A 23,395-nucleotide genomic window follows, 5' to 3' on the forward strand; every position below is an offset into this window, starting at 1 on the left:
CGCTCCGTATCTGGGGACGCCGGCGGGTACATCCCGCGACGCCGGCCGGTAAGTCGGCCGTCGATTCTACTAGATGGGGACAGACCGTCCCTTTACGAGAGGCTATCTTGGCCGTTCCTTTCCCGGACAGGGCCCGTCATGACCGTTCCGCATACCTTCCGCGTCCTGCGCATCCGCGACGACGAGGCCGGCTACCGCAGCGCCATCGAGCCGGCCACGCTGGACGAACTCTCCCCCGGCGAGATCGTGCTGCGCACCGAGTGGTCCTCGGTCAACTACAAGGATGCCCTGGCCGGCACCGGCGAGGGCAAGATCCTGCGTCGCTTCCCGCTGGTGGGCGGCATCGACGTGGCCGGCCACGTGGTCGCTTCGCGCGATCCGGCCTGGCGCGAGGGCGATGCGGTGATCGCCACCGGCTGCGGCCTGAGCGAGACCCGCGACGGCGGCTACGGCGAGTACGTGCGCCTGGAATCGCGCGCGGCGATCGCACCGCCGCCCGGACTGGGCCTGCGCGAGGCCATGATCATCGGCACCGCCGGCTTCACCGCCGCGCTGGCGCTGTTCCGGCTGCGCGAGAACCGGCAGACCCCGGCGCACGGCCCGCTGGCGGTCACCGGCGCCACCGGCGGGGTCGGGTCGCTGGCGGTGGACATCTTCAGCCGCGCCGGCTTCGAGGTGCACGCCATCAGCGGCAAGGCCGACCACGCCGACTACCTGCGCACCCTGGGTGCCACCCAGGTGCTGGGCCGGGACGTGCTGCAGACCGCGCGGCCGCTGGAGTCGGTGCGCTTCGGCGGCGGCCTGGACAACGTCGGCGGGCCGATGCTGGCCAGCCTGCTGGCGCAGACCGCGCCCTACGGCAACGTCGCCGCGGCCGGCATGGCCGCCTCGCCCAGGCTGGACATGACGGTGATGCCGTTCATCCTGCGCGGCGTGGGCCTGCTGGGCATCGGGTCCTCGGGCACCGCGCGCGACATCCGCGAGCGCATCTGGCAGCACCTGGGCGATGACTGGAAGCCCGCCCACCTGGACGTCATCTGCACCGGCGAGACCACCCTGGACGGCCTGCCGCAGGCGTTCGCGCGGATGCTGGCCGGGGGCGCCATCGGACGGACGGTCGTGCGGCTGGCCTAGGCGGGCGCCGCCGCCGCGCCAGGCGCTTTGCTGGCCCGCACGTGCTCGCTAGACTCCCCGCACTACCGAGGGGGACGAGGGGGGAACCTGAACATGGCACGCATCCTGATCGTGGACGATTCGCCGGTGCAACTGCTCGGCATACAGCGCATCGTCGAGAAGCTCGGGCACGAGACCCTGACCGCCACCGACGGCGCCGCCGGGGTGGAGGTGGCGCGCTCGCAGCTGCCGGACCTGGTGCTGATGGACGTGGTGATGCCCAACCTCAACGGCTTCCAGGCCACCCGCACGCTCAAGCGCGACCCGGCCACCGAGGCCATCCCGGTGGTGCTGGTCACCACCAAGGACCAGGACACGGACCGCATGTGGGGCATGCGCCAGGGCGCCAAGGCCTACATCACCAAGCCGTTCTCCGAGGACGAGCTGTCCGAGGTGATCGAGCGGGTGTTCTCCGGCGTCGAATGACGCCGGCCGCCGCGCCGGCCATCGGCCCCGGCGCGCGCACCGCGCTCCCCCGACATGGCGAAGGCCCGGCACAGGCCGGGCCTTCGCCCACTCGATGCCTGGGCCCGCCGACCGGCGGTGCCGGCCTACTTCTCGCCGAAGGCCTTGGCCAGGGTCTGGTAGGCCTTGCGCTGGGCCTCGGTCCTGGCCTGCGGCGCCACCACCTCCAGCTCGACGATCTGGTCGCCCGGCGGCGTTCCCGGCAGGCCGCGGCCGCGCAGGCGCAGCTTGCGCCCGGCATCGGAATCGGCCGGCACCTTCAGCTCCACGCTGCCGCCCAGGGTCGGCACGCTGATGGTGGTGCCCAGCGCCGCCTGCCACGGGGTCACCGGCAGGGTGTAGAGGATGTTGCGCCCGTCCACCTCGAACTGCGGGTGGGCGGCGTACTCGATCTCCAGCAGCAGGTTGCCGCCGCCGTTGCCCTGCCCGGACAGGCGGATCACCTGGCCGGGGCGGATGCCCTTGGGGATCTTCACGTCCAGCTGCTTGCCGTTGACGGTGATGCGCAGGCTGCCGCCGTTGTAGACCGTGTCCAGCGGCACCGACAGCCGCGCCCGGGTATCGCCGCGCGGCGCCGCCCCGCCGCCGCCGAAGCCGGCGCCGCCGCGGGCACCGCGCTGGCGCGCGAACAGGCTCTCGAAGAAGTCCGAGAAGCCGCCGCCGTCGCCGCCGTGGCCGAACACCTCGTCGAAATCGAAGCCCTGCTGGCCGCCGCCGAAGTTGGGCGGGGTCTGGAATTCCTCGCCGGGCCGGTAGCCCTGCGCGCGCAACTGGTCGTAGGCGGCCCGCTTTTGCGGGTCGCGCAGCGCCTCGTAGGCCTCGTTGACCGCCTTGAACTTCTCCTCGGCCCCCGGCTCCTTGCTCACGTCCGGGTGGTACTTGCGCGCCAGGCGGCGGTAGGCGGTCTTGATCTCCGCCTCGCCTGCGCTGGGTTCCACGCCCAGGGTCGCGTAGTAATCCTTGAATTCCATCCATCACCTCAAAAAAAGGCCCGTTGCCATGCGGCGACGGGCCGGAATGCGTTGGCATCGGACCGACCGGCCCATTCTACGGGCCGGTCGGCACGGCGGCGTGAGCCGGCCGTGGAGAGCGCCACGTCACTGTACCGACGTGCTCGTTCCTTCCACCGTGCCGCCGCTGCCCACCTCGATGCGGCGCGGCGTGCTGGCCGGCTTCTTCGGGATGCGGATCTCCAGCACCCCGTTGTGGCCACGGGCGGTGATGCCCTCGCCGTCGGCGCTGTCGGGCAGCGCGAAGCGACGATAGAAGCTGCCGTAGCGGCGCTCCACCCGCGAGAAGTGCTCGCCGCCGCTGGACACCTCGCTCTTGCGCTCGCCCTTGATCGACAGGATGCCCTTGTCCATCTCGACCTGGATGTCGGCCGGATCGATGCCCGGCAGGTCGGCGTAGAGCACGAACCGGTCCGGCTCTTCCTTGATGTCCACGCGCGGCACCCACTGCGCGGTCACCACCGCGGATTCGTCCGCGTCGGCGGCGGGTTCGAGGAACTGCTCGAACACCTTGTTGAGTTCGTTCTTGAAAGCGGCCTGCGACGGCCACTGGCGATAACGCATGACGTTCATGGTTGACCTCCTAGACACGTCCTGTTGAAGGATGCGGGAAGCGTCCGGGACGCCTCCCCCGATGCCGCATAGATGGCGCCTGGCCGGGGATTTTCAAGACCTTGACGCGGCTTTCCGCCGGCCCGGGCGACACTGCCAGTTCCAGACCGCAGGCGGAGGATCCATGCCCATCCAGATCGGCGAGCCCATCCCCGAGGTCACCGTCAAGCGCATCCGCGAGGGGATCGAGACCAAGGACACCCAGTCGCTGTTCCGCGGCAAGCGCGTGGTCCTGTTCGCCGTGCCGGGGGCGTTCACGCCGACCTGCTCGGAGAAGCACCTGCCCGGCTTCATCGCCCGCTTCGAGGACTTCCGCCGCCGCGGCATCGAGGTGTACTGCATGGCCGTCAACGACCCGTTCGTGATGCGGGCCTGGGCACAGGATCGCAAGGTGCCGGCCGGCCTGCAGATGCTCTCCGACGGCAACGGCGACCTCACCCGCGCGATGGGCATGGAGATCGACGCCAGCAGTTCCGGCATGGGCATGCGCTGCCGCCGCTTCGCCCTGTATGCCGAGGACGGCGTGGTGCGTGCCCTGTACGTCGAGGAGCCGGGCGAATTCCAGGTGTCCGGCGCGGACTACCTGCTCGCCCACCTGCCGACCTGATCCCCTTTCCGTTCCACCCGATCCACCAGGAGGCCAGCCGATGAGTTCCAAGCCAGCCAGCAAGACCAGCAAGCCGACCGACGCCCACTTCACCCCGACCGCCCAGTTGCGCGCCAACGCGCGCAAGAGCATCGAGGACGGTGCGGTCACCCGCAGCTACAACGCCGACCGCGAGACGGTACTGCGCCTGCTCAACGAGGCGCTGGCCACCGAATGGGTGTGCGTGCTGCGCTACTACCGCCACTATTTCATGGCCAAGGGCATGCTCGCCGATTCGGTGAAGGCCGAGTTCCTCGAACACGCCCAGCAGGAGCAGGCCCACGCCAACCGCCTGGCCGAGCGCATCGTCCAGCTCGGCGGCGAGCCCGACCTCGATCCGGACACGCTCAGCGGTCGCTCGCACGCCGAATACCAGGAAGGCACCGACCTGCGCGACATGGTCCGCGAGAACCTGGTGGCCGAGCGCATCGCCATCGACAGCTATCGCGAGATGATCAACTTCGTCGGCGACAAGGACACCACCACCAAGCGCATCCTCGAGGACATCCTGGCGCAGGAGGAAGAGCACGCCGACGAATTCGCCGACCTGCTCGACGGCTGGATCGGCAGCTGAGGCGGCCGCCGTGGCCGCGCGCGGCGGCGCCGTCCGCCGCGGCGTGCCTCAGGCCGCGGCCGGATGGAAGCGCAGCGTGGCCACCACGCCGCGCTCGGCCCCGGGCCTGACGCTGACCCGCCAGCCGTACAGGTCGCACAGCCGGCTGACGATCGACAGGCCGATGCCGCCGCCCTGCGACTGCCCGGCATGGGTGCCGCGGTAGCCGCGCTGGAACAGCTTGGCCGCGTCCTCCTCGCTCAGTCCCGGCCCGGTGTCGGCCACCTGCACCGCATCGTCGAGCACGGTCACGGTGACCCCGCCCTCCTGGGTGTACTTGACGGCGTTGCCGATCAGGTTGCCCAGCGCCACCGACAGCGCCGACTCCGGCGCCTGGATCACCAGCGCATGATTGCCCTCCAGGCGCAGCTCGAGCTTCTTGCCGCCGAGCTGGGCCCGGTGCGATTCCAGCAGTTGCTCGGCGACCCGGGCGACGTTGCTGCTGCCCGGGCCCCGCTCGTTGCGCGACAGCAGCAGCAGCGCGCCGATCAGGTCCGAGCACTGCTGCTCGGCGCGCTGGATGCGCTGCAACCGCTGCAGGATCTTGGGATCCAAGCTCGGCCGCGCCAGCAGCAGCTCGGTGGCGCCGCGGATCACCGCCAGCGGCGTGCGCAGTTCGTGGCTGACATCGGCGTTGAACTCGCGGTCGCGCTGCACCACTTCGGTCAGGCGGCTCGAATAGTCGTCCAGCGCCTCGGCCAGCTGGCCGACCTCGTCGTCGGGGAATTGCGGCGCCAGGGCCTTGGGTTCGCTGTCGCCGCCGCGGTAGGCGCGCAGCTTGGCCGCCAGGTCCGATACCGGCCGCATCACCTTGGCCGCCGACCACCAGCCGATCAACAGCGACAGCACGCTGAACAGCAGCACGGACAGGTACAGCCAGTGCTTGAGCTGCTGCTCGCCGCGCATGGCCTGGGTGGTGTCGTAGGCGATGAAGAACCAGGCATCCGGCGTCTTGCGCACGCCGACCTTGTAGAAGAACGGCCGTCCGTCGGAGCCGATCCCGACCATGTTGTGGATGCCGTCCGGCAACCGCTCCCATTCCGGGAAGTCGCGCCGCAGGCCGTCGAGCTTGTCCGGTCGATACAGGAACGCGCGCATCTGCTGCACCGGCGCCACCACGTCGTGTCCACCGCTGGCCACGTAGCTCTGCCAGGACGCATCGAGGTTGCGATTCATCACGTCCTCGACCAACTGGCTCTCCACGCGCACGCGGGCCCAGTTGGTCGCGAACGCGAACAGCACGGTCAGCCCCGTGCCGAGCAGCAGGAAGGACAGGATGATGCGGCTGCGCAGGCGGCGACGGAAGCGGCCGCGCCGCCGCGCCGGTGCAGCGACCTCCGGCTCAGGCATCGGGCGCGGCGATCCGGTAGCCGATGCCGTGGCGGGTCTGGATCATCGGTACCTCGAAGGGCTTGTCCACCACGGCGCGCAGGCCATGGATGTGCACGCGCAGCGAATCCGAATCCGGTAGCTCCTCGCCCCACACGCGCGTTTCCAGTTCCTGCCGGGTCACCACCGCCGGCGAGGCTTCCATCAGCGACTGCAGGATCTTCAGCGCGGTCGGGTTGAGCTGCAGCAGCTTGCCCTGGCGCCGTACTTCCAGCGTATCCAGGTTGTATTCCAGGTCGCCGACGTTGAGCACCCGGGTCTGTACGCCCTTGCCGCGGCGCGCCAGCGCGTTCAGCCGCACCTCCACTTCCTGCAGCGCGAACGGCTTGATCAGGTAGTCGTCGGCGCCGGAGTCGAAGCCGGCCAGCTTGTTGTCCAGGGTGTCGCGGGCGGTGAGCATCAGCACCGGGGTCTGCTTGCGCGCCTCGTTGCGCAGCTTGCGGCATACCTCCAGCCCATCCATGCCCGGCAGGTTGAGGTCGAGTACGATGGCGTCGAAATCGTGCACCACCGCCAGGTGCAGGCCGGTGACGCCGTCGGCAGCGAAATCCACCGTATGGCCGCGGTCCTCGAGGTAGTCGCCGAGGTTGGCCGCGATGTCGCTGTTGTCTTCGATCACGAGGATGCGCATGACGTGTCCTTCAGTTGTGCGTTGAAGCCCGGCAACGACGCGCGCCACGGCCGCATGGCAGGGTGGCTAGCTTGAACGAAGGCCGGGCAGGGAGTCAAAAGACCGTCCTGTTTGACGCCCGCGGGCGGCGATCGGTTCCCGCCGGCCACCGCCGGGTTCAGGCGCAGGACGGCTCAGCACGTCGCCAGCGACTCGATCACCGCGCCGGCGACGTCGACCCCGCAGGCCGCCTCGATGCCCTCCAGGCCCGGCGTGGAGTTGATCTCCATCACCAGCGGCCCGCGCCGCGAACGGATCAGGTCCACCCCGGCCACGCCCAGGCCGATGGCCGCGGCCGCACGCACCGCCACGTCGCGCTCGCCCGCGCTGAGCTCGACCGCCTCGGCCACGCCGCCGCGATGCAGGTTGGAGCGGAAGTCGCCTTCCGGTGCCTGCCGCATCATCGCCGCCACCACCTCGCGGCCGATGACGAAACAGCGCAGGTCCGCGCCCTGCGCCTCGCCGATGAACTCCTGCACGATGAAGTCGGCGTACAGGCCGCGCAGGGCCTCCACCGCCCCGCGCGAGGCCGACAGCTTCTCGGTCAGCATCACCCCGGCGCCCTGTGCCCCGCTGGTGAGCTTGATCACGTGCGGCGTCTCGCCGAGCATGGCCAGCAGGTCGTCGGTGTCGTCCGGACTGTCGCCGAAGACCGTGGTCGGCATCGCCAGGCCATGGGCCGCCAGCACCTGGTGCGCCAGCAGCTTGTCGCGCGAACGCACGATGGCATCGGCGGGGTTGGGCGTGCGGCTGCCCATCAGCTGGAACTGGCGCAGCACCGCGGTGCCATAGCGCGTCACCGACACGCCGATGCGCGGGATCACCGCGTCGTAGCCGGTCAACGGCCGGCCCTTGTAGTGCAAGGAGAAGCCCTCGGTGCCGATGCGCATGTAGCAGCGCAACGGATCGAGCACCCGCACGGTGTGCCCGCGCACGCGCCCCGCCTCGACCAGGCGACGCGTCGAGTACAGGCGGCTGTTGCGGGACAGGATCGCGATCTTCATCGACGGCCGGAGGACGCGCTGGCCACCGGCGGCCCTCCGGGAAAGCACGGCGTGCATTGTGGGCCGCCGCTCCCCCGTCCGGCAACGGCCAGCGCCACATCGTCCGCATCCACGCCACGGCCGGCGAACGCACGCGCACGCCTTCGGCCTTCGCTGCAGTGCGAAGAGGAAACTTGCGGGAAGGGATTGGCCGCGAACGCGGCGAGATGGAGCGGGTGAAGGGAATCGAACCCTCGTCAGTAGCTTGGGAAGCTACAGCTCTACCATTGAGCTACACCCGCGACGCGAGGCGGAAGTCTAATTCGGGGCCGCCCACCAATGCAATTGCAACGCACGCAGACAACCGCAGGCGCCCCGGGGGGACATCGCCGGCGCATAAAAAAACCCCGGCAAGGCCGGGGCGAAAATGGCGGAGCGGACGGGACTCGAACCCGCGACCTCCGGCGTGACAGGCCAGCATTCTAACCAGCTGAACTACCGCTCCAAATTTTCTGCTCCCGGCATTCCCGGGAAAACAAGGCCCCCGTTCGTCACGGGGGCCCTGCGTCTGTTGGCGGAGCGGACGGGACTCGAACCCGCGACCTCCGGCGTGACAGGCCAGCATTCTAACCAGCTGAACTACCGCTCCGCGCCTATGACCTTTGCCTGGTGCTTATCTGGTGGGTGCTGAGGGTTTCGAACCCCCGACCCTCTCCTTGTAAGGGAGACGCTCTACCGCTGAGCTAAGCACCCAAGCGAGCTGATTAGTTTACGGCATCCTTCAGGGCTTTGCCAGCCTTGAACGAAGGATTCTTCGAAGCGGCGATCTCGATGGTCTCGCCCGTCTTCGGGTTGCGGCCCGAACGCGCGGCGCGCTCGCGGACCTCGAAGGTACCAAAGCCCACCAGCGTCACTGCGTCGCCCTTGGCCAGGGCCTTCTTGATCTCGCTGACGACGGCATCGACGGCGCGGCCGGCTTCGGCCTTGGAGATGTCCGCTGCGGCAGCGACACCGTCGATCAATTCGGTCTTATTCATGGATGGAAACTCCCTTTGCGGCCGGGACCGCTGAACTGAGAATCGGAATCGGGCCGATACGCGACCTGCGGGATCCCGATGACATTTTCGATTCGCCAGCACGTCCAGTGTTGTGCCCGCGAGGCGGAATTGTATACCAGCGGCCCATGGGCCATGCAACCGGAAACCCCCGGCGCAGCGCGGTTTTCGGGCCGCGCGCGCCGCGCCGGAAGGCCCGGGTTCAGTGCTTGACGCGGGCGCTCGGCGCGCTCTTGGACTTGCCGCGCACGCTCACGCGCGTGCCCTCCTTGCCCTTCTCCCGGGCCTTGCCCGCAGGCCCCAGCGGCGACTCGAGCGCCAGGTCCAGCACCTCGTCGATCCACTTGACCGGAATGATCTTCAGGTCGCGGGTGACGTTGTCCGGGATGTCGGCCAGGTCCTTGCGGTTCTCTTCCGGGATCAGCACCGTGCGGATGCCGCCGCGCAGCGCGGCCAGCAGCTTCTCCTTCAGGCCACCGATCGCCGACACGCGCCCGCGCAGGGTGATCTCGCCGGTCATCGCCACTTCCGCCTTCACCGGCACCTTGGTCAGCATCGACACCAGCGCGGTGACCATGGCGCTGCCGGCGGACGGGCCGTCCTTGGGCGTGGCGCCGTCGGGCACGTGCAGGTGCACGTCGTGCTTCTGCAGGAAGTCCGGATCGATGCCCAGACGCTCGGCGCGCGCGCGCACCACCGACAGCGCCGCCGATGCCGATTCCTTCATCACGTTGCCGAGCTGGCCGGTGAGGATCAGCTGGCCCTTGCCCGGCACCAGCGTGGCCTCGATCTGCAGCAGGTCGCCGCCGACCTCGGTCCAGGCCAGGCCGGTGACCAGGCCGACCTCGTTCTGCTCCTCGGCCCGGCCGAAGTCGAAGCGGCGCACGCCCAGGTACCGGTCCAGGTTCTTCGAGGACACGGCGACCTGCGCCTTGGCCTTCCTGGCCCCCTTCCTGGCCTTGGCGACGGGCTGCGGCCCGGCCAGCGCGATCTCCTTGACCACCTTGCGGCAGATCTTGGCGATCTCGCGCTCGAGGTTGCGCACGCCGGACTCGCGCGTGTAATAGCGCACGATGTCGCGGATCGCGTCCTCGCCGATCTCCAGCTCGTCGGCCTTCAGCCCGTTGGCCTTGAGCTGCTTGGGCACCAGGTAGCGCATGGCGATGTTGAGCTTCTCGTCCTCGGTGTAGCCGGGGATGCGGATCACCTCCATGCGGTCCAGCAGCGGGCCGGGGATGTTCAGCGAATTGGAGGTCGCCACGAACATCACTTCCGACAGGTCCAGGTCGACCTCCAGGTAGTGGTCGTTGAAGGCGTTGTTCTGCTCCGGGTCGAGCACCTCCAGCAGCGCCGAGGACGGATCGCCACGGAAGTCCATCGACATCTTGTCGATCTCGTCGAGCACGAACAGCGGGTTCTTGGTGCCGACCTTGTTGAGGTTCTGCACGATGCGGCCCGGCATCGAGCCGACGTAGGTGCGGCGATGGCCGCGGATCTCGGCCTCGTCGCGCACGCCGCCCAGGCTCATGCGCACGAACTTGCGGTTGGTCGCCTTGGCGATCGACTGGCCGAGCGAGGTCTTGCCCACGCCGGGCGGGCCGACCAGGCACAGGATCGGGCCCTTCATCTGCTTGACCCGCGACTGCACCGCCAGGTACTCGAGGATGCGTTCCTTGACCTTCTCCAGGCCATAGTGGTCGGCATCGAGCGTGGCCTGGGCGACCTTGAGGTCCTTGCGTACCTTGGTGCGCTTCTTCCACGGCACGCCCAGCAGCCAGTCAAGATAGTTGCGCACCACCGCGGCCTCGGCCGACATCGGCGACATCTGCTTGAGCTTGTTGAGCTCGGCCTTGGCCTTGGCCTCGACGGCCTTGGGCATGCCCGCGGCGGCGAGCTTGCGGGTGAGCTCCTCCATCTCGCCCGGCGCCTCGTCCAGGTCGCCCAGCTCCTTCTGGATGGCCTTCATCTGCTCGTTGAGGTAGTACTCGCGCTGGCTCTTCTCCATCTGCGACTTGACCCGGCCGCGGATGCGCTTCTCCAGCGCCTGCACGTCGATCTCGCCGTCCACCAGCCCCACCAGCAGTTCCAGCCGGTCGCCGATGTCGGGGGTTTCCAGCAGGCGCTGCTTGTCGCCCAGGCGCACGCCCAGGTGCGCGGCAATGGTGTCGGCCAGGCGCCCCGGCTCGTCGATGCCCGACAGCGTCTGCAGCAATTCCGGCGGCAGCTTGCGGTTGGTCTTCACGTACTGCTCGAACAGCGACATCAACGAGCGCGCGACGGCCTCGACCTCGCGCGGCTCGCGCGCGGCGCTGGAGGCGATCTCGGTGCCGTGGCCCCACAGCGCGCCGTCGCGCTCGGCCACCGCGTCCACGTGCACGCGCTCCAGGCCCTCGACCAGCACCTTGATGGTGCCGTCGGGGAGCTTGAGCAGCTGCAGCACCTGGGCCAGGGTACCGACCGGATACAGGTCCGAGCCGTTGGGGTCGTCGGTCTCGGCCGACTTCTGCGCCACCAGCAGGATGCGCTTGTCGGCCTCCATGGCCTGCTCCAGCGCGCGCATGGACTTGTCGCGGCCGACGAACAGCGGGATCACCATGTGCGGGAACACCACCACGTCGCGCAGAGGCAGGACGGGCAGGTCGAGGATTTCGATCTGGGGGGACTGGGCCATTGCAGGGCTCCGGTTGCGTTGGGGCGGCCACGAAAAAAGCCGATGGCCCCGTTATGGGGCCATCGGCTCGGGGTTGCAAGAGCGGCACGGCACCTGCCGGACCGCCGCTCATGCGCCGGTTTCAGTCGCCGGAGGCCGCCTTGGGCGGCGTGGGCGCGGTCTGGTAGATCAGGTACGGCTCGGACTTGTGCTCGATCACCGACTCGTCCACCACCACCTTGCCCACGTTCTCCAGCGAAGGCAGGTCGTACATGGTGTCCAGCAGCACCGACTCGACGATGGTGCGCAGGCCGCGCGCGCCGGTCTTGCGCTTGAGCGCCTTCTTGGCGATCGCCGAGAGCGCGTCGGGGCGGAACTCCAGCTCCACGCCCTCCATGTCGAACAGCTTCTTGAACTGCTTGGTGATGGCGTTCTTGGGCTCGGTGAGGATCTTGACCAGGGCCGGCTCGTCCAACTCCTCGAGCGTGGCGACCACCGGCAGGCGGCCGACGAACTCGGGGATCAGGCCGAACTTGATCAGGTCCTCCGGCTCGACGTCGGCCAGGATCTTGCCGACGTCGCGCTTGCGCTCGCTGCTCTTGACCTTGGCGCCGAAGCCGATGCCGCCGGCCTCGGTGGAGCGCTGCTGGATCACCTTGTCCAGCCCGGCGAACGCGCCGCCGCAGATGAACAGGATGTTCTTGGTGTCCACCTGCAGGAATTCCTGCTGCGGATGCTTGCGCCCGCCCTGCGGCGGCACCGAGGCCACGGTGCCCTCGATCAGCTTGAGCAGCGCCTGCTGCACGCCCTCGCCGGACACGTCGCGGGTAATCGACGGGTTCTCGCTCTTGCGCGAGATCTTGTCGATCTCGTCGATGTAGACGATGCCCTGCTGCGCCTTGTCGACGTCGTAGTCGCACTTCTGCAGCAGCTTCTGGATGATGTTCTCCACGTCCTCGCCGACGTAGCCGGCCTCGGTCAGCGTGGTGGCATCGGCGATGGTGAACGGCACGTTCAGCAGCCGCGCCAGCGTCTCGGCCAGCAGCGTCTTGCCCGAGCCGGTCGGGCCGACCAGCAGGATGTTGGACTTGGCCAGCTCGACCTCGTCGTTCTTGCTGCGGCTCTCGATGCGCTTGTAGTGGTTGTACACGGCCACGGCGAGCGTGCGCTTGGCGCGCTGCTGGCCGATCACGTACTGGTCGAGCACTTCCAGGATCTCGCGCGGCTTGGGCAGGCTCGAACGCGCCGACTGCGCCTTCTCCTCCAGCTCCTCGCGGATGATGTCGTTGCACAACTCGACGCATTCGTCGCAGATGAACACGCTCGGGCCCGCGATCAGCTTGCGTACCTCATGCTGGCTCTTGCCGCAGAAGGAGCAGTACAGAATCTTGTTGCTGTCGCCGGTACGACCTTGACGGTCTTCGCTCATGCTTCGATTACCCAATTGGCCCACCCGCTGAACGGGTGGTTCGTTTCGAGAATAGCACAGGGCCGGGAGGACGCCAGTCCGACCCCGACCCTGCCATTTACTTCTTCGTTTTCAGCAACTTGGCTGCGTCAGACCGACTGGATCGACTCGTCGGGCCGGCGCTCGAGCACCTCGTCCACCAGGCCGTAGGCCTTGGAGTCCGCGGCGCTCTTGAAGTTGTCGCGCTCGGTGTCGCGGGCGATGGTCTCCAGCGACTGGCCGGTGTGCTTGGCCAGGATCTCGTTCAGCCGCGCGCGCAGGGTCAGGATCTCGCGCGCATGGATGTCGATGTCCGAGGCCTGGCCCTGGAAGCCGCCCAGCGGCTGGTGGATCATCACCCGCGAGTTCGGCAGCGCGTAGCGCTTGCCGGCCGCGCCGGCGGCCAGCAGCAGCGCGCCCATCGAGGCGGCCTGGCCGACGCAGATGGTGCTCACGTCCGGCTTGATGTACTGCATGGTGTCGTAGATCGCCATGCCGGCGGTGACCACGCCACCGGGCGAGTTGATGTACAGGCTGATGTCCTTCTCGGGGTTCTCCGCCTCGAGGAACAGCAGCTGCGCCATCACCAGGTTGGCGACGTTGTCGTCGATCGGGCCGACCAGGAAGATCAGGCGTTCCTTCAGCAGGCGCGAGTAGATGTCATAGGCGCGCTCGCCGCGGCTGGTCTGCTCGACCACCATCGGCACCAGGTTCAAGGCTCTCGTCACATTGTCCACGCGCGGATCTCCTGCTCTCTTGCTTCTTGGTTGACCCCCGCACGCGACATGCGGGAGGTTCGCCTCGCCGGGCCGGTGCCGTCAAAGCACGTCGGCCCGCCGGGCACTGGCATTGCGGCCGGCTACTGCCGGATCGCTTCCTGGAACGACAGCGCCTTCTCGGTGTGGTGGGCGCGCTCGGCGATCCAGTCGATCACCTGCTCCTCCATCACCCGGCTCTGCAGTCCCCCCATCAACTGGGGATCGTTGCGGTACATCTCAATGACCTGCTCGGGCTCCTCGTAGGTGGAGGCGATCAGGCGCAGCGTCTCGCTGACCCGCTTGGGATCCAGGCGCAGCTCGTTGCGGCGGGCGATCTCGCCGACCAGCAGGCCGACCAGCACCCGCTTGCGGGCCGCGTCCTGGAACGACTTCCAGGCATCTTCGGGCACCTGGCCCGGGTCGCGGCCGCTGCGGCGGACCTGGTCGAGCTGCTGGGCGAGCATGCTGCGCGCCTCGTTCTCGACCAGGCGCGGCGGCAGTTCGGTCTGGGCGTAGGCGGCGATCAGCTGCTCGCCGACCTCGCGGCGCAGGCGGTTCATCAAGGCGCCCTTCAGCTCGCGCTCCAGGTTGGTGCGGATCTCCTTGCGGAACTGCTCGAGATCCCCGCCCTTGACGCCGAAACTCTTGATGAAGTCCTTGTCCACTTCCGGCAGCACGGGCTCGGACACTTCCAGCGCCTTCACGTGCACCTGGACGGTCTTGCCGGCCAGCTGCGGCACCCGCCAGTCGGCCGGGAAGGCCACGTCCAGGGTCTTTTCCTCGCCCTTGGCCAGGCCGACCAGACCCTGCTCGATCTGCTCGAACATCACGCCCGAGCCGATCACCACGCTGCCCTTCTCCGCGCCCTCGGCCGGCAGGCGCTCGTCGCCGGCCTGCGACCAGGTCTCCAGCGCGACCAGGTCGCCGGCCTGCGCGCCGCGCGCCACCGGCGAGAAGCTGCGGCGCTGCAGGCGCAGGTTCTCGATCATCTGGTCGATGTCGGCGTCGGTCACCTCGGCGGTGGCGCGCTCGACTTCCAGCTTGGCCACGTCGATTTCGCCGAAATCAGGCACCAGCTCGACCGTGGCGACGAAGTCCAGCTCGCCCTCGCCGGCCCGGTCGATGCGCGGGGCACCGGCGATGCGCAGCGCGTTCTCGCGCACCACCGCGTCGAAGGTCTCGCGCAGCAGCCCTTCCAGCGCCTCGGCGCGCACCTGCGGCCCGAAGCGCTGCTCGATCACCTTCGCCGGCACCTTGCCCGGGCGGAAGCCCTTGATGCGGGCGGTGCGCGCGATCTCGCGCAGGCGGCCGCCGACGTGGGTCTGCAGGCGATCCTCCGGCAGGGAGAAGGTCAGGCGGCGTTCCAGGTTGCCGGTGGATTCGATCGAAGCTTGCATGTTGACTCCTGCCACCGGCGGCACGCGGCCGCCGGCCTCGAAATGGGAATGGATGGATTGCGACGGGCGGCCCGCAGGCCGCCGCAGCCCTCGATTTTCGCCGATTACGGCGGCGCCCGCCACTCGCGCGGGCCAGGGGCATGAACGGGGGAGAGCCATGGTGCGAAAGGCGGGACTCGAACCCGCACGCCGTGAGGCACTGGTACCTAAAACCAGGGCGTCTACCAATTCCGCCACTTTCGCAGTGCGCGGCATTGTGGCAGCCGCGCCGGCAAAGAAAAAGGCACCCGCCGGAGCGGGTGCCTTCTATTGGTGGGCCGTCAAGGATTCGAACCTTGGACCAATTGATTAAGAGTCAACTGCTCTACCAACTGAGCTAACGGCCCTTGAAACCGGGCGCACATTATAGGCGCGCCTCGCATCCCGTTGCAACACCTTCGGGACGCTTGTTGTCAGTGGGGTGGCTGATGGGATTCGAACCCACGACCACTGGAATCACAATCCAGTACTCTAACCAACTGAGCTACAGCCACCACTGAAAAACCTTCCTGCCGTACCGCCGATGGCGCGCCCGGCAGGACTCGAACCTGCAACCACCGGCTTAGAAGGCCGGTGCTCTATCCGGTTGAGCTACGGGCGCCCGGACCGGATCGCATCCCAACCCGCCGGGAAGCTTTGGATTGGTCGGGGTAGAGGGATTCGAACCCCCGACATCCTGCTCCCAAAGCAGGCGCGCTACCAGACTGCGCTATACCCCGGCGGAACGGATCTTTCGTGCCTACGCCCGAAAGGCCGGCTATTGTGGGAAGCGCGGGCGCCGCTGTCAATGGACACGGCCGCATCCGCCGCGATCGGCTATGCTCGGGCCACGTGCCGTCGTGGACCGGCGGCCATCCACGCTGAAGGAAGACGACATGATCAGAAGCGGCAACCCTGCCCTGCAGGAATCCACTTTCCTCGACCTCGGCAGCGGCGCGGTGGTGCGTCGCGACGCCGGCGCCATGAGCCTGAACGGCACGGTCAACAAGACCGGCCTGCTCCTGCTGCTGGCGGTGCTGACCGCGGCCTTCGCCTGGCACCAGGCGGTGGGGGCGGACGGCCTGCCGCAGCCGGCCGCCGGCCTCTATGCGATCGGCGGGGCCGTCGCCGGCCTGGTGTTCGCGCTGGCCACCATCTTCAAGAAGACCTGGGCACCGGTCACCGCGCCGCTGTACGCGCTGGCCGAGGGCTTCTTCCTCGGGGCGATCTCGGCGGTCTACGAGGCCCGCTTCGGCGGCATCGTGTTCCAGGCGGTGCTGTTGACCTTCGGCACGCTGTTCGCGCTGCTGTTCGCCTACCGCAGCGGCTGGATCAAGGCCACCGAGAACTTCAAGCTGGGCGTGGTCGCCGCCACCGGCGGCATCGCGCTGGTGTACCTGGCCACGATCGTGCTCGGGTTCTTCAACGTGCAGATCCCCTACATCCACGATTCCGGGCTGATCGGCATCGGCTTCAGCCTGGCGGTGGTCGTGGTGGCGGCGCTGAACCTGGTGCTGGATTTCGACTTCATCGAGACCGGCATCGACCAGGGCGCGCCCAAGTACATGGAGTGGTACGGCGCGTTCGGCCTGATGGTCACGCTGGTGTGGCTGTACATCGAGTTCCTGCGCCTGCTGTCCAAGCTGCAGTCGCGCAACTGAGGCGCCCATGAGGATCACCCCGCCCCGGCGTCGTTCCGCGGCGGGACTGCCGGGCGGCGGCGGACCGGAGTCCGCTGCCGGCCCCGGAAGCAGGAAGGGCGCCCATGGGCGCCCTTCCTTCGTTGCGGTACCTGCGGCCGTGGCCGCCAGCCGGCTCAGACCCGGCTGGCGATCGCCTGGGCGAAGGACTGGGTGGTGCCGCTGCCGCCCAGGTCCGGGGTCAGCGAATCCTTGGCCTCCAGCGTGGCGACGATGGCCTTGCGCAGGCGCTCGGCGTTCTCGACCTGGCCCAGGTGGTCGAGCATCTGCGCGGCGGCGAGCAGCAGCGCGCACGGGTTGGCCTTGCCCTGGCCGGCGATGTCCGGCGCCGAGCCGTGCACGGCCTCGAAGATCGCCGCGTCCTTGCCGATGTTGGCGCCCGGAGCCAGCCCCAGGCCGCCGACCAGGCCGGCGCACAGGTCCGACAGGATGTCGCCGAACAGGTTGGTGGTGACGATCACGTCGAACTGCTCGGGACGCATCACCAGCTGCATGCAGGCGTTGTCCACGATCATTTCCTGGAACTGGATCTGCGGATACTCGGCGGCGACCTCGCGCGCCACCTTCAGGAACAGGCCCGAGGTGGACTTGATGATGTTGGCCTTGTGCACGGCGGTGACCTTCTTGCGGCCGGTGCTCTTGGCCAGCTCGAAGGCATAGCGCACGATGCGCTCGGAACCCTTGCGCGTCACCCGAGCCATCGACACGGCGGTCTCGCCGTCGGCGGAGACTTCCTGGCCCTCGCTCAGGTAGGCGCCCTCGGTGTTCTCGCGCACGGTGATCAGGTCCACGCCGTCGGCGAAGCGCGACTTGGTGTTCGGGAACGACTTGGCCGGACGCACGTTGGCGTACAGGTCGAAGTGGCGGCGCAGGGCCACGTTGATCGAGGAGAAGCCCTCGCCGACCGGGGTGGTCAGCGGGCTCTTGAGCGCCACCTTGTTGCGGGCGATGGATTCCAGGGTGGCCGCCGGCAGCAGCTCGCCGTGTTTTTCCAGCGCGACCAGGCCGGCATCGGCCTCCTCGTACGCCAGGCCGACGTCGAGGGCGGCGAGCACGGCAAGCGTCGCGTCCATGATCTCCGGGCCGATACCGTCGCCGCGGATGATCGTGATTGTCTGTGTCATTGAGTGGGATTCCGGACAGGGGAAGCGCCGGCCGGCCAGACCCGACACAGCGCGGGGACAAAGCGTGAAGTCGGGCAATTATGCCCGAACGCCCGCCGCCGCCCCAAATCGCCTGCCCGCGGCCGGCTCAGCCGTGGTCGTGGGCCGGCACGGTCGCGGCCTGCCCGTCCTCCAGCCGGTCGAGGAAGTCCACCGCCCGGCGCAGGTGCGGGATGACGATGGAACCGCCGACCACCAGCCCCACCGAGAAGGTCTCGAAGAACTCCTCGCGGCTGACGCCGGCGTCCTTGCACTGGGCCACGTGGTAGCTGATGCAGTCGTCGCAGCGCAGGACCAGCGAGGCGACCAGGCCCAGCAGCTCCTTGGTCTTCACGTCGAGCGCGCCGGCCTGGTAGGTCTGGGTGTCGAGCGCGAAGAAGCGGCGCACGACCTGGTTGGACTCGGCCAGGATGCGCTGGTTCATGCGCTGGCGGAACTCGGTGAATTCGGCGACGCGGTCCTGGCTCTCTTGTTCGCTCATGGCGGTGTTCCCGATGGAGTGGCGTGGCCGCCCAGCGCAGGACCGGCGCCGGATCGCCCGGCTTGGCCTGCGTGGGCCGGCGCGGGGGGCTCAGGCGGCGGCGCCGTCCGGGCCTGCCTGCCCGGCCAGCAGCGGCTCGAGCTTGCCGGCGCGATGCAGCGCCATCATGTCGTCGTAGCCGCCGACGTGGACCTCGCCGACGAAGATCTGCGGCACGCTGGTGCGGTGGGTGCGGGCGATCATCTTCTCGCGCTCGGCCGGGTCGGTGTCGATGCGGACCTCTTCCCAGGTCCATCCCTTGCTCTTGAGGAAGTTCTTGGCGGCCACGCAGTACGGACACACCGCGGTGGAATAGATCGTGATCCGGGGGGCGGCGGACTCGCTCATGGGGAAACTCCGGCAACGGAATGGGGTCTGAGCATATGGTAGCGGCGCGGTGGAATTTCCACGGCGCGGCCGCAACACTGTGAACCGCTTTTCCCCTATCGACAGGAAACCCCGCTTGCCCCTGCGCCCCGTCCTCCTCGCCGCGGCCACCGCGCTGGCCCTGTGCGCCGCGGCCGCACCGGCCCAGGAAACGCGCCTGCCCGACATCGGCTCCTCGGCCGGCGAGGTGCTCAGTCCGGCGCAGCAGACCGAGTACGGCCGGATGATGCTGGCCGAGCTGCGCAACTACGGCTACGTGCTGGACGATCCGCTGCTGGAGAACTGGCTGCAGTCCATGGGCACGCGCCTGGGGGCGGCCAGCGACCGGCCGCAGCAGCAGTTCACCTTCTTCGTCCTCAAGGACCGGCAGATCAACGCCTTCGCCACGCTCGGCGGCTACATCGGCGTGAACGCCGGCCTGGTGCTGACCGCCGAGCGCGAGGACGAGGTCGCCGCGGTGCTGTCCCACGAGATCGCCCACGTCACCCAGCAGCACGTGCTGCGCGCGGTGGAACGGGCCAAGCGCGACCAGGTGCCGATCCTGCTGGGCATGCTGGCGGCGGTGATCGCCGCCCAGCAGGCCGGCGGCAATTCCTCCGGCGACGCCTCGATGGCCGCCATCGCCAGCGGCATGGGCCTGATCCAGCAGCGCCAGATCGACTACACCCGCGCCAACGAGGCCGAGGCCGACCGCCTGGGCATCCGCACCCTGGCCCGCTCGGGCTACGACGTGGATGCCATGGCCGGCTTCTTCGAGCGCATGTCGCTGGCCATGCGCGCCAACGAGGGCGGCTACAGCGCGCCGGACTTCCTGCAGAGCCACCCGGTCACCGCCACGCGCATCAGCGAGGCGCACGAGCGCGCCCAGCAGATGAAGAAGAACACCCTGGTGCTGACCACCAGCACGCCCAGCGGCACGCGCCAGGAACGGGTGGACCCGTCCGATCCCGGTGTCCAGCCGCCGCTGGCCCCGTCCGGCAACCCGCTGCTGCCGGCCGGCATGCAGCTGCCCTACGGCGAGCTCGCGCGCGGGCCCAGCGGCGATTTCGACTGGGCCCGCGAGCGCCTGCGCGTGCTCAGCGCCAGCACGCCCGGCGCGGCCATCGCCGAGTACGAGGGCATGGCCCGCAAGCGGGCCCTGGACGATCCGCAGCGCTACGGACTGGCCCTGGCACGCCTGCGTGCCGGCGATGCGGCGCCGCAGGCGGTGCGCGAGCTGCGACCGCTGCTGGACGCGCATCCGGACAATGTCTGGCTGGCCCTGGCCCTGGGCCAGGCCGAGGCCCGCGCCGGCCAGCTCGCCCAGGCCGATGCGCGCTTCGCGGCCGTGCTCAAGCGCCTGCCCGGCAACCGCGCCGCCGCGCTGACCTACGCCGAGACGCTCAATGCACGCGGCAACCGCGAGGGCGGCGAGCGCGCGCAGGCGGTGCTGCGGCCGATGCTGGCCCAGGGCGGCGACGACCCGGTGTTCCAGCAGACCTACGCCCGCGCCTGCGAACTGGCCGGGGACACGATCCGCGCCGGCGAGGCCTATGCCGAGGCCGCCTACCTGAACGGTCGCCCGCAACAGGCCCTGATCCAGCTGCAGAACCTCAAGAAGCGCGGCGACCTGGACTACGTGGCGCGCGCGCGCATCGATGCCCGCATCGCCGCCATCACCCCCGAGGTGCTGGAAATGCGCCGCGAGGGCATCCGCGACCCCGACATGGGCGGGCGCTGAGCGACGGCTACCAGACGGTCGCGCGGCGGCAGGACGGTGGATTGGCGGATTCGATCCTGCGGCCTCGGCGCCAGGCCGGGCAGGTCGCGGCCAAGCAAGGCTGGCCGCGTCGCGCGCGGGTCATGCGCCTGGCGCGATCCAGGCCAGGGTCGCCATGCGCCCGGTACGGCGGTCGCGCCGGTGCGAATAGAAGCGCGCCGCGTCGGTGATCGTGCACAGCCCGCCGCCATGCACCTGTCCGGGCGCCACCCCGGCCGCGGCCAGGCGCCGCCGCGCCAGCGCGTACAGGTCCACCCGCCAGTGCCCGGGGCCGGTGGCCAGGAACGCGCCGGCCGCACCCGGGTCGGCATCGACGAAGGCGTGGAAGACCTCCGCGCCGATCTCGTAGGCCTGCGGCCCGGCGGCCGGGCCGAGCCAGGCCTGCAGGTGCCCGGCCGGCGTCCGCATCGCCGCGACCGTGGCCTCAAGCATCCCGCCGGCCAGGCCGCGCCAGCCGGCGTGCGCGACCGCGACCTCGAGGCCGTCGCGCGCGGCGAACACCACGGGCAGGCAGTCGGCGGTGAGGATGGCCAGCACCACGCCGGGCGTACCGGTCACCGCGGCATCGGCCTCCGGCTCGGCGACGGCGGCGCGGGCGGCGGCCAGCGGGACATCGAAGCGGGCCACGCCGCGGCCATGCACCTGGCGCAGCCAGTGCGGCAACGACGGCAGGCGCAGGCGCGTGGCGAGTTCGGCCCGGTTGCCCTCGACCGTGGCCGGATCGTCGCCGTCGGCCGCGGTACGGTTGCCCAGGTTGAGCGTATCGAACGGCGGCAGCGAACGGCCCGCCCCGCGGCGCAGCGTGACCAGCGCCTGCACGCCGGCCGGTGCCGGCCAGTCGGCGGGCAGCACGAACGCCGGCCCCGGCGCGGCCATCAGCGCGCTCGCTCCTCGGCCTGGCGCGTGTCCTCGCGCAGCGCGGCCAGCAGGCGGCGCATGTCCTCCGGCAACGGCGCCTGCACCCGCACCGGCACGCCGGTGACCGGGTGGTCGAATTCCAGGACCTCCGCGTGCAGCGCCTGGCGCCGGAACCCGCGCAGGACCTCGGCCAGCTCGTCGGTGGCATGGCGCGGCAGGCGCAGCGCGCCGCCGTAGAGCGGATCGCCCACGATCGGGGACTTCATGTAGGCCATGTGCACCCGGATCTGGTGGGTGCGGCCGGTCTCCAGCCGGCACTCCAGCGCGGTATGCGCGCGGAAGCGCTCGCGCAGGCGGAAGTGGGTGATGGCCTCCTTGCCGTCCTCGCGCACGGCCATCTTCAGCCGGTCGCGCGGATGCCGGTCGATCGGCAGGTCGGCGGTGCCGCCAGCGACCAGCGCGCCCTGCACCACTGCCAGGTACTGGCGGTGCACCTGGCGCGCGGACAGCTGCGCGACCAGGGCGGCCTGGGCCTGGGCGGTGCGGGCGATCACCATCACCCCGCTGGTGTCCTTGTCCAGGCGATGGACGACGCCGGCGCGCGGCAGCGCGGCCAGCGCCGGATCGCGGTACAGCAGCGCGTTGACCAGGGTACCGGTGGGATTGCCCGCCCCGGGATGGACCACCAGCCCGGCCGGCTTGTCCAGCACGAAGACGTCCGCGTCCTCATACAGCACGTCCAGCGGGATGTCCTCCGGCGCCGCGTCGGTGCGCTCCTCCGGGGTCGCGGTCACGGTGACGGTCTCGCCGCCGCGCACCGCATCGCGCGGGCGCGCCGGGGCGCCGTCCACCTGCACCTCGCCAGCCTTGATCCAGGCGGACAGGCGCGAGCGCGAGAACTCGGGGAACAGCTCGGCCAGCACCGCATCGAGGCGGCGGCCGGCGGCGCTGTCGGGCACCACGGCGTGGCGGGAGGGATCGGGAACGGGCAGGGACATGGCGGGGACAGGCGAGGGAAACGGCGGCCGGCACCGGCAAGTCATTCGCCGGACAGGCCACTAGGCTATCATCGCCGCCTACGTTTCCCGACGCGTCCTGCGCAGAGCCCATGATCCGACGCCCCCGCTCCACCCCGTTCCGCCTGATCGCCCTGGTGCTGGTCATCGCGGTACTCGCCACCGGCTGCCATCGCGGCACCAAGAAGGACGCCGAGGAAGGCATGCCCGTCGAACAGCTCTACCAGAAGGCCCACGGCCTGATGGAGAAGGGCAACTGGAGCGGCGCGGAGACCACCTTCAAGCGCCTGACCGCGCAGTACCCGTACGGGCCGTACACCGAGCAGGCCATGGTCGAGGTCGCCTACGCCCAGTACAAGGCCGGCAAGCACGACGACGCGGTGTCGAGCATCGACCGCTTCATCCGGACCTATCCGACCCACCGCGACATCGCCTACATGTACTACCTGCGCGGCCTGTCCAACGCCAACCGCGACACGGTGTTCCTGCGCCGGGTGTGGTCGCTGGACCCGAGCCGCCGCGACCTGTCCACGCCGCAGCAGGCCTACAACGACTTCAACATCGTCGCCGACCGCTACCCCAACAGCCGCTACGCCGCCGATGCGCGCGAGCGCATGATCGCCCTGCGCGACGTGTTCGCCCAGCACGAGCTCGACGTGGCCCTGTACTACCTGCGCCGCACCGCGTGGGTGTCGGCCGCCAACCGCGCCACCTACCTGCTGGAGACCTATCCGCAGAGCGCGTTCCAGTACGACGCGGTGGCGGTCCTGGCCGACGCCTATACCCACCTGGGCAACCAGAAGCTGGCCGACGACGCGCGCCGGGTGTTGCAGCTGAACGACCCGCAGCACCCCTACCTGGCCGGCAACTGGCCCAAGTACCCGTGGGCGATCCGCAAGCTCAATCCGTTCGCCGGCGAGAAGTCGGTGGCCACCGGCCAGAAGAACGCGGTGATCGACCGCAGGTAGGAATCGGCGGCGACCGGTTCGGGAAGGGGCCCTGCGGGGCCCTTTCCGTTTCAGGATGGCGGTGGCGGCGACCGAGGGCCACTTCGCCAGGCCGCTCCCTGCCGGGTTGCCGCCTGCCCGGCGGCGACAAGCTCACCC

General features: G+C 69.5%; 22 protein-coding genes and 9 tRNA genes. 7 read left to right on the top strand and 24 right to left on the bottom strand.

From position 1 onward, the window contains the following. Positions 1 to 138: 138 nt before the first annotated feature. Positions 139 to 1,134 carry a YhdH/YhfP family quinone oxidoreductase gene (locus BN3794_RS11710; protein ID WP_066097497.1) on the top strand — a complete coding sequence of 332 codons (996 nt, stop codon included), beginning with the start codon at positions 139 to 141 and terminating at the stop codon, positions 1,132 to 1,134. 93 nt (positions 1,135 to 1,227) lie between these two features. Next, positions 1,228 to 1,599 (top strand): twitching motility response regulator PilH, encoded by a 372-nt coding sequence (gene pilH, locus BN3794_RS11715; protein WP_066097498.1) that lies wholly within the window; start codon positions 1,228 to 1,230, stop codon positions 1,597 to 1,599. A gap of 125 nt (positions 1,600 to 1,724) precedes the next feature. Here pilH and BN3794_RS11720 read toward each other — a convergent pair whose 3' ends face one another. Then, positions 1,725 to 2,609, bottom strand: coding sequence for a DnaJ C-terminal domain-containing protein (locus tag BN3794_RS11720; RefSeq protein WP_066097499.1), 885 nt, complete (start codon positions 2,607 to 2,609; stop codon positions 1,725 to 1,727). 126 nt (positions 2,610 to 2,735) lie between these two features. Next, on the bottom strand, positions 2,736 to 3,221 hold the full coding sequence (locus tag BN3794_RS11725) for an Hsp20/alpha crystallin family protein (RefSeq protein ID WP_066097500.1): 486 nt from the start codon (positions 3,219 to 3,221) through the stop codon (positions 2,736 to 2,738). 163 nt (positions 3,222 to 3,384) lie between these two features. On the opposite strand from BN3794_RS11725, the gene BN3794_RS11730 reads away from it, so the two are divergent. Both BN3794_RS11730 and BN3794_RS11735 read left to right on the top strand, forming a co-directional pair. Further along, on the top strand, positions 3,385 to 3,867 hold the full coding sequence (locus tag BN3794_RS11730; protein WP_066097501.1) for a peroxiredoxin: 483 nt from the start codon (positions 3,385 to 3,387) through the stop codon (positions 3,865 to 3,867). Between the two features lie 40 nt (positions 3,868 to 3,907). Next, positions 3,908 to 4,480: a ferritin-like domain-containing protein gene (locus BN3794_RS11735; RefSeq protein WP_066097502.1), complete on the top strand. Its 573-nt coding sequence runs from the start codon at positions 3,908 to 3,910 to the stop codon at positions 4,478 to 4,480. 48 nt (positions 4,481 to 4,528) lie between these two features. Here the strand turns inward: BN3794_RS11735 and BN3794_RS11740 are convergent, their stop codons facing one another. From BN3794_RS11740 to BN3794_RS11820, 17 genes are all read right to left on the bottom strand, one after another. Next, positions 4,529 to 5,869 carry a sensor histidine kinase gene (locus BN3794_RS11740; RefSeq protein ID WP_066097503.1) on the bottom strand — a complete coding sequence of 447 codons (1,341 nt, stop codon included), beginning with the start codon at positions 5,867 to 5,869 and terminating at the stop codon, positions 4,529 to 4,531. Further along, on the bottom strand, positions 5,862 to 6,539 hold the full coding sequence (locus tag BN3794_RS11745) for a response regulator transcription factor (RefSeq protein WP_066097504.1): 678 nt from the start codon (positions 6,537 to 6,539) through the stop codon (positions 5,862 to 5,864). Before BN3794_RS11745 ends, BN3794_RS11740 begins: the two co-directional genes overlap by 8 nt. 173 nt (positions 6,540 to 6,712) lie before the next feature. Next, entirely contained in the window at positions 6,713 to 7,582 is an 870-nt protein-coding gene (gene rimK, locus BN3794_RS11750; protein WP_066097505.1) for a 30S ribosomal protein S6--L-glutamate ligase, read from the bottom strand. Positions 7,583 to 7,789: 207 nt separating this feature from the next. Beyond that, positions 7,790 to 7,863, bottom strand: a tRNA-Gly gene (locus tag BN3794_RS11755). A gap of 126 nt (positions 7,864 to 7,989) precedes the next feature. Then, positions 7,990 to 8,066, bottom strand: a tRNA-Asp gene (locus BN3794_RS11760). A 67-nt stretch (positions 8,067 to 8,133) separates the two neighbouring features. Beyond that, positions 8,134 to 8,210: transfer RNA gene (locus BN3794_RS11765), tRNA-Asp, on the bottom strand. A 29-nt stretch (positions 8,211 to 8,239) separates the two neighbouring features. After that, a tRNA-Val gene (locus BN3794_RS11770) sits at positions 8,240 to 8,314 on the bottom strand. Between the two features lie 11 nt (positions 8,315 to 8,325). Next, positions 8,326 to 8,598 carry an HU family DNA-binding protein gene (locus BN3794_RS11775; protein WP_066097506.1) on the bottom strand — a complete coding sequence of 91 codons (273 nt, stop codon included), beginning with the start codon at positions 8,596 to 8,598 and terminating at the stop codon, positions 8,326 to 8,328. 220 nt (positions 8,599 to 8,818) lie between these two features. Further along, positions 8,819 to 11,287, bottom strand: a complete 2,469-nt coding sequence (gene lon / locus BN3794_RS11780; RefSeq protein ID WP_066097507.1) for an endopeptidase La — start codon at positions 11,285 to 11,287, stop codon at positions 8,819 to 8,821. Between the two features lie 121 nt (positions 11,288 to 11,408). Then, on the bottom strand, positions 11,409 to 12,695 hold the full coding sequence (gene clpX / locus BN3794_RS11785; RefSeq protein ID WP_066097508.1) for an ATP-dependent Clp protease ATP-binding subunit ClpX: 1,287 nt from the start codon (positions 12,693 to 12,695) through the stop codon (positions 11,409 to 11,411). A 128-nt stretch (positions 12,696 to 12,823) separates the two neighbouring features. Beyond that, a complete protein-coding gene (clpP, locus tag BN3794_RS11790) occupies positions 12,824 to 13,450 on the bottom strand; it encodes an ATP-dependent Clp endopeptidase proteolytic subunit ClpP (protein ID WP_066097509.1) in 627 nt (208 codons plus the stop codon). Between the two features lie 122 nt (positions 13,451 to 13,572). Then, complete coding sequence (gene tig, locus BN3794_RS11795; RefSeq protein WP_066098834.1) at positions 13,573 to 14,868, bottom strand: trigger factor; 1,296 nt, start codon at positions 14,866 to 14,868, stop codon at positions 13,573 to 13,575. Between the two features lie 158 nt (positions 14,869 to 15,026). Next, positions 15,027 to 15,111: transfer RNA gene (locus BN3794_RS11800), tRNA-Leu, on the bottom strand. A 67-nt stretch (positions 15,112 to 15,178) separates the two neighbouring features. Beyond that, positions 15,179 to 15,254 (bottom strand) — tRNA-Lys (locus BN3794_RS11805). 70 nt (positions 15,255 to 15,324) lie between these two features. Further along, positions 15,325 to 15,401 (bottom strand) — tRNA-His (locus tag BN3794_RS11810). Positions 15,402 to 15,431: 30 nt separating this feature from the next. Then, a tRNA-Arg gene (locus tag BN3794_RS11815) sits at positions 15,432 to 15,508 on the bottom strand. 41 nt (positions 15,509 to 15,549) lie between these two features. Continuing rightward, positions 15,550 to 15,626, bottom strand: a tRNA-Pro gene (locus tag BN3794_RS11820). Between the two features lie 156 nt (positions 15,627 to 15,782). Here BN3794_RS11820 and BN3794_RS11825 point away from each other — a divergent pair. Next, complete coding sequence (locus BN3794_RS11825) at positions 15,783 to 16,547, top strand: Bax inhibitor-1/YccA family protein (RefSeq protein ID WP_160330919.1); 765 nt, start codon at positions 15,783 to 15,785, stop codon at positions 16,545 to 16,547. Between the two features lie 155 nt (positions 16,548 to 16,702). Here BN3794_RS11825 and BN3794_RS11830 read toward each other — a convergent pair whose 3' ends face one another. The 3 genes from BN3794_RS11830 to grxC form a co-directional block, all read right to left on the bottom strand. Beyond that, positions 16,703 to 17,710 (bottom strand): isocitrate dehydrogenase, encoded by a 1,008-nt coding sequence (locus BN3794_RS11830; RefSeq protein WP_066097510.1) that lies wholly within the window; start codon positions 17,708 to 17,710, stop codon positions 16,703 to 16,705. 127 nt (positions 17,711 to 17,837) lie between these two features. Beyond that, positions 17,838 to 18,230: a carboxymuconolactone decarboxylase family protein gene (locus BN3794_RS11835; protein WP_066097511.1), complete on the bottom strand. Its 393-nt coding sequence runs from the start codon at positions 18,228 to 18,230 to the stop codon at positions 17,838 to 17,840. 90 nt (positions 18,231 to 18,320) lie between these two features. Continuing rightward, positions 18,321 to 18,617, bottom strand: a complete 297-nt coding sequence (gene grxC / locus BN3794_RS11840) for a glutaredoxin 3 (RefSeq protein WP_066097512.1) — start codon at positions 18,615 to 18,617, stop codon at positions 18,321 to 18,323. Positions 18,618 to 18,738: 121 nt separating this feature from the next. Here grxC and BN3794_RS11845 point away from each other — a divergent pair, with 121 nt between their 5' ends. Further along, positions 18,739 to 20,376 (top strand): M48 family metalloprotease, encoded by a 1,638-nt coding sequence (locus BN3794_RS11845; RefSeq protein WP_066098839.1) that lies wholly within the window; start codon positions 18,739 to 18,741, stop codon positions 20,374 to 20,376. A gap of 120 nt (positions 20,377 to 20,496) precedes the next feature. Here the strand turns inward: BN3794_RS11845 and pgeF are convergent, their stop codons facing one another. Further along, positions 20,497 to 21,291, bottom strand: coding sequence for a peptidoglycan editing factor PgeF (gene pgeF, locus BN3794_RS11850; protein ID WP_066097513.1), 795 nt, complete (start codon positions 21,289 to 21,291; stop codon positions 20,497 to 20,499). Continuing rightward, a complete protein-coding gene (rluD, locus tag BN3794_RS11855; protein WP_066097514.1) occupies positions 21,291 to 22,271 on the bottom strand; it encodes a 23S rRNA pseudouridine(1911/1915/1917) synthase RluD in 981 nt (326 codons plus the stop codon). The genes pgeF and rluD overlap by 1 nt, the downstream gene beginning before the upstream one ends. A gap of 110 nt (positions 22,272 to 22,381) precedes the next feature. On the opposite strand from rluD, the gene BN3794_RS11860 reads away from it, so the two are divergent. Beyond that, entirely contained in the window at positions 22,382 to 23,257 is an 876-nt protein-coding gene (locus BN3794_RS11860; RefSeq protein ID WP_066097515.1) for an outer membrane protein assembly factor BamD, read from the top strand. Positions 23,258 to 23,395 lie beyond the last annotated feature (138 nt).

This window comes from Xanthomonas massiliensis (genome assembly GCF_900018785.1).
GTDB lineage: Bacteria > Pseudomonadota > Gammaproteobacteria > Xanthomonadales > Xanthomonadaceae > Xanthomonas_B > Xanthomonas_B massiliensis.

Coding starts and splice junctions, on each gene's coding strand:
- BN3794_RS11740 (WP_066097503.1), bottom strand. CDS start 5,869: ATGCCTGAGCCGGAGGTCGCTGCACCGGCGCGGCGGCGCGGCCGCTTC.
- tig (WP_066098834.1), bottom strand. CDS start 14,868: ATGCAAGCTTCGATCGAATCCACCGGCAACCTGGAACGCCGCCTGACC.
- BN3794_RS11775 (WP_066097506.1), bottom strand. CDS start 8,598: ATGAATAAGACCGAATTGATCGACGGTGTCGCTGCCGCAGCGGACATC.
- BN3794_RS11730 (WP_066097501.1), top strand. CDS start 3,385: ATGCCCATCCAGATCGGCGAGCCCATCCCCGAGGTCACCGTCAAGCGC.
- BN3794_RS11835 (WP_066097511.1), bottom strand. CDS start 18,230: ATGAGCGAACAAGAGAGCCAGGACCGCGTCGCCGAATTCACCGAGTTC.
- BN3794_RS11735 (WP_066097502.1), top strand. CDS start 3,908: ATGAGTTCCAAGCCAGCCAGCAAGACCAGCAAGCCGACCGACGCCCAC.
- rimK (WP_066097505.1), bottom strand. CDS start 7,582: ATGAAGATCGCGATCCTGTCCCGCAACAGCCGCCTGTACTCGACGCGT.
- BN3794_RS11720 (WP_066097499.1), bottom strand. CDS start 2,609: ATGGAATTCAAGGATTACTACGCGACCCTGGGCGTGGAACCCAGCGCA.
- grxC (WP_066097512.1), bottom strand. CDS start 18,617: ATGAGCGAGTCCGCCGCCCCCCGGATCACGATCTATTCCACCGCGGTG.
- BN3794_RS11710 (WP_066097497.1), top strand. CDS start 139: ATGACCGTTCCGCATACCTTCCGCGTCCTGCGCATCCGCGACGACGAG.
- pgeF (WP_066097513.1), bottom strand. CDS start 21,291: ATGGCCGCGCCGGGGCCGGCGTTCGTGCTGCCCGCCGACTGGCCGGCA.
- BN3794_RS11825 (WP_160330919.1), top strand. CDS start 15,783: ATGATCAGAAGCGGCAACCCTGCCCTGCAGGAATCCACTTTCCTCGAC.
- BN3794_RS11860 (WP_066097515.1), top strand. CDS start 22,382: ATGATCCGACGCCCCCGCTCCACCCCGTTCCGCCTGATCGCCCTGGTG.
- BN3794_RS11830 (WP_066097510.1), bottom strand. CDS start 17,710: ATGACACAGACAATCACGATCATCCGCGGCGACGGTATCGGCCCGGAG.
- lon (WP_066097507.1), bottom strand. CDS start 11,287: ATGGCCCAGTCCCCCCAGATCGAAATCCTCGACCTGCCCGTCCTGCCT.
- rluD (WP_066097514.1), bottom strand. CDS start 22,271: ATGTCCCTGCCCGTTCCCGATCCCTCCCGCCACGCCGTGGTGCCCGAC.
- BN3794_RS11725 (WP_066097500.1), bottom strand. CDS start 3,221: ATGAACGTCATGCGTTATCGCCAGTGGCCGTCGCAGGCCGCTTTCAAG.
- pilH (WP_066097498.1), top strand. CDS start 1,228: ATGGCACGCATCCTGATCGTGGACGATTCGCCGGTGCAACTGCTCGGC.
- BN3794_RS11745 (WP_066097504.1), bottom strand. CDS start 6,539: ATGCGCATCCTCGTGATCGAAGACAACAGCGACATCGCGGCCAACCTC.
- clpX (WP_066097508.1), bottom strand. CDS start 12,695: ATGAGCGAAGACCGTCAAGGTCGTACCGGCGACAGCAACAAGATTCTG.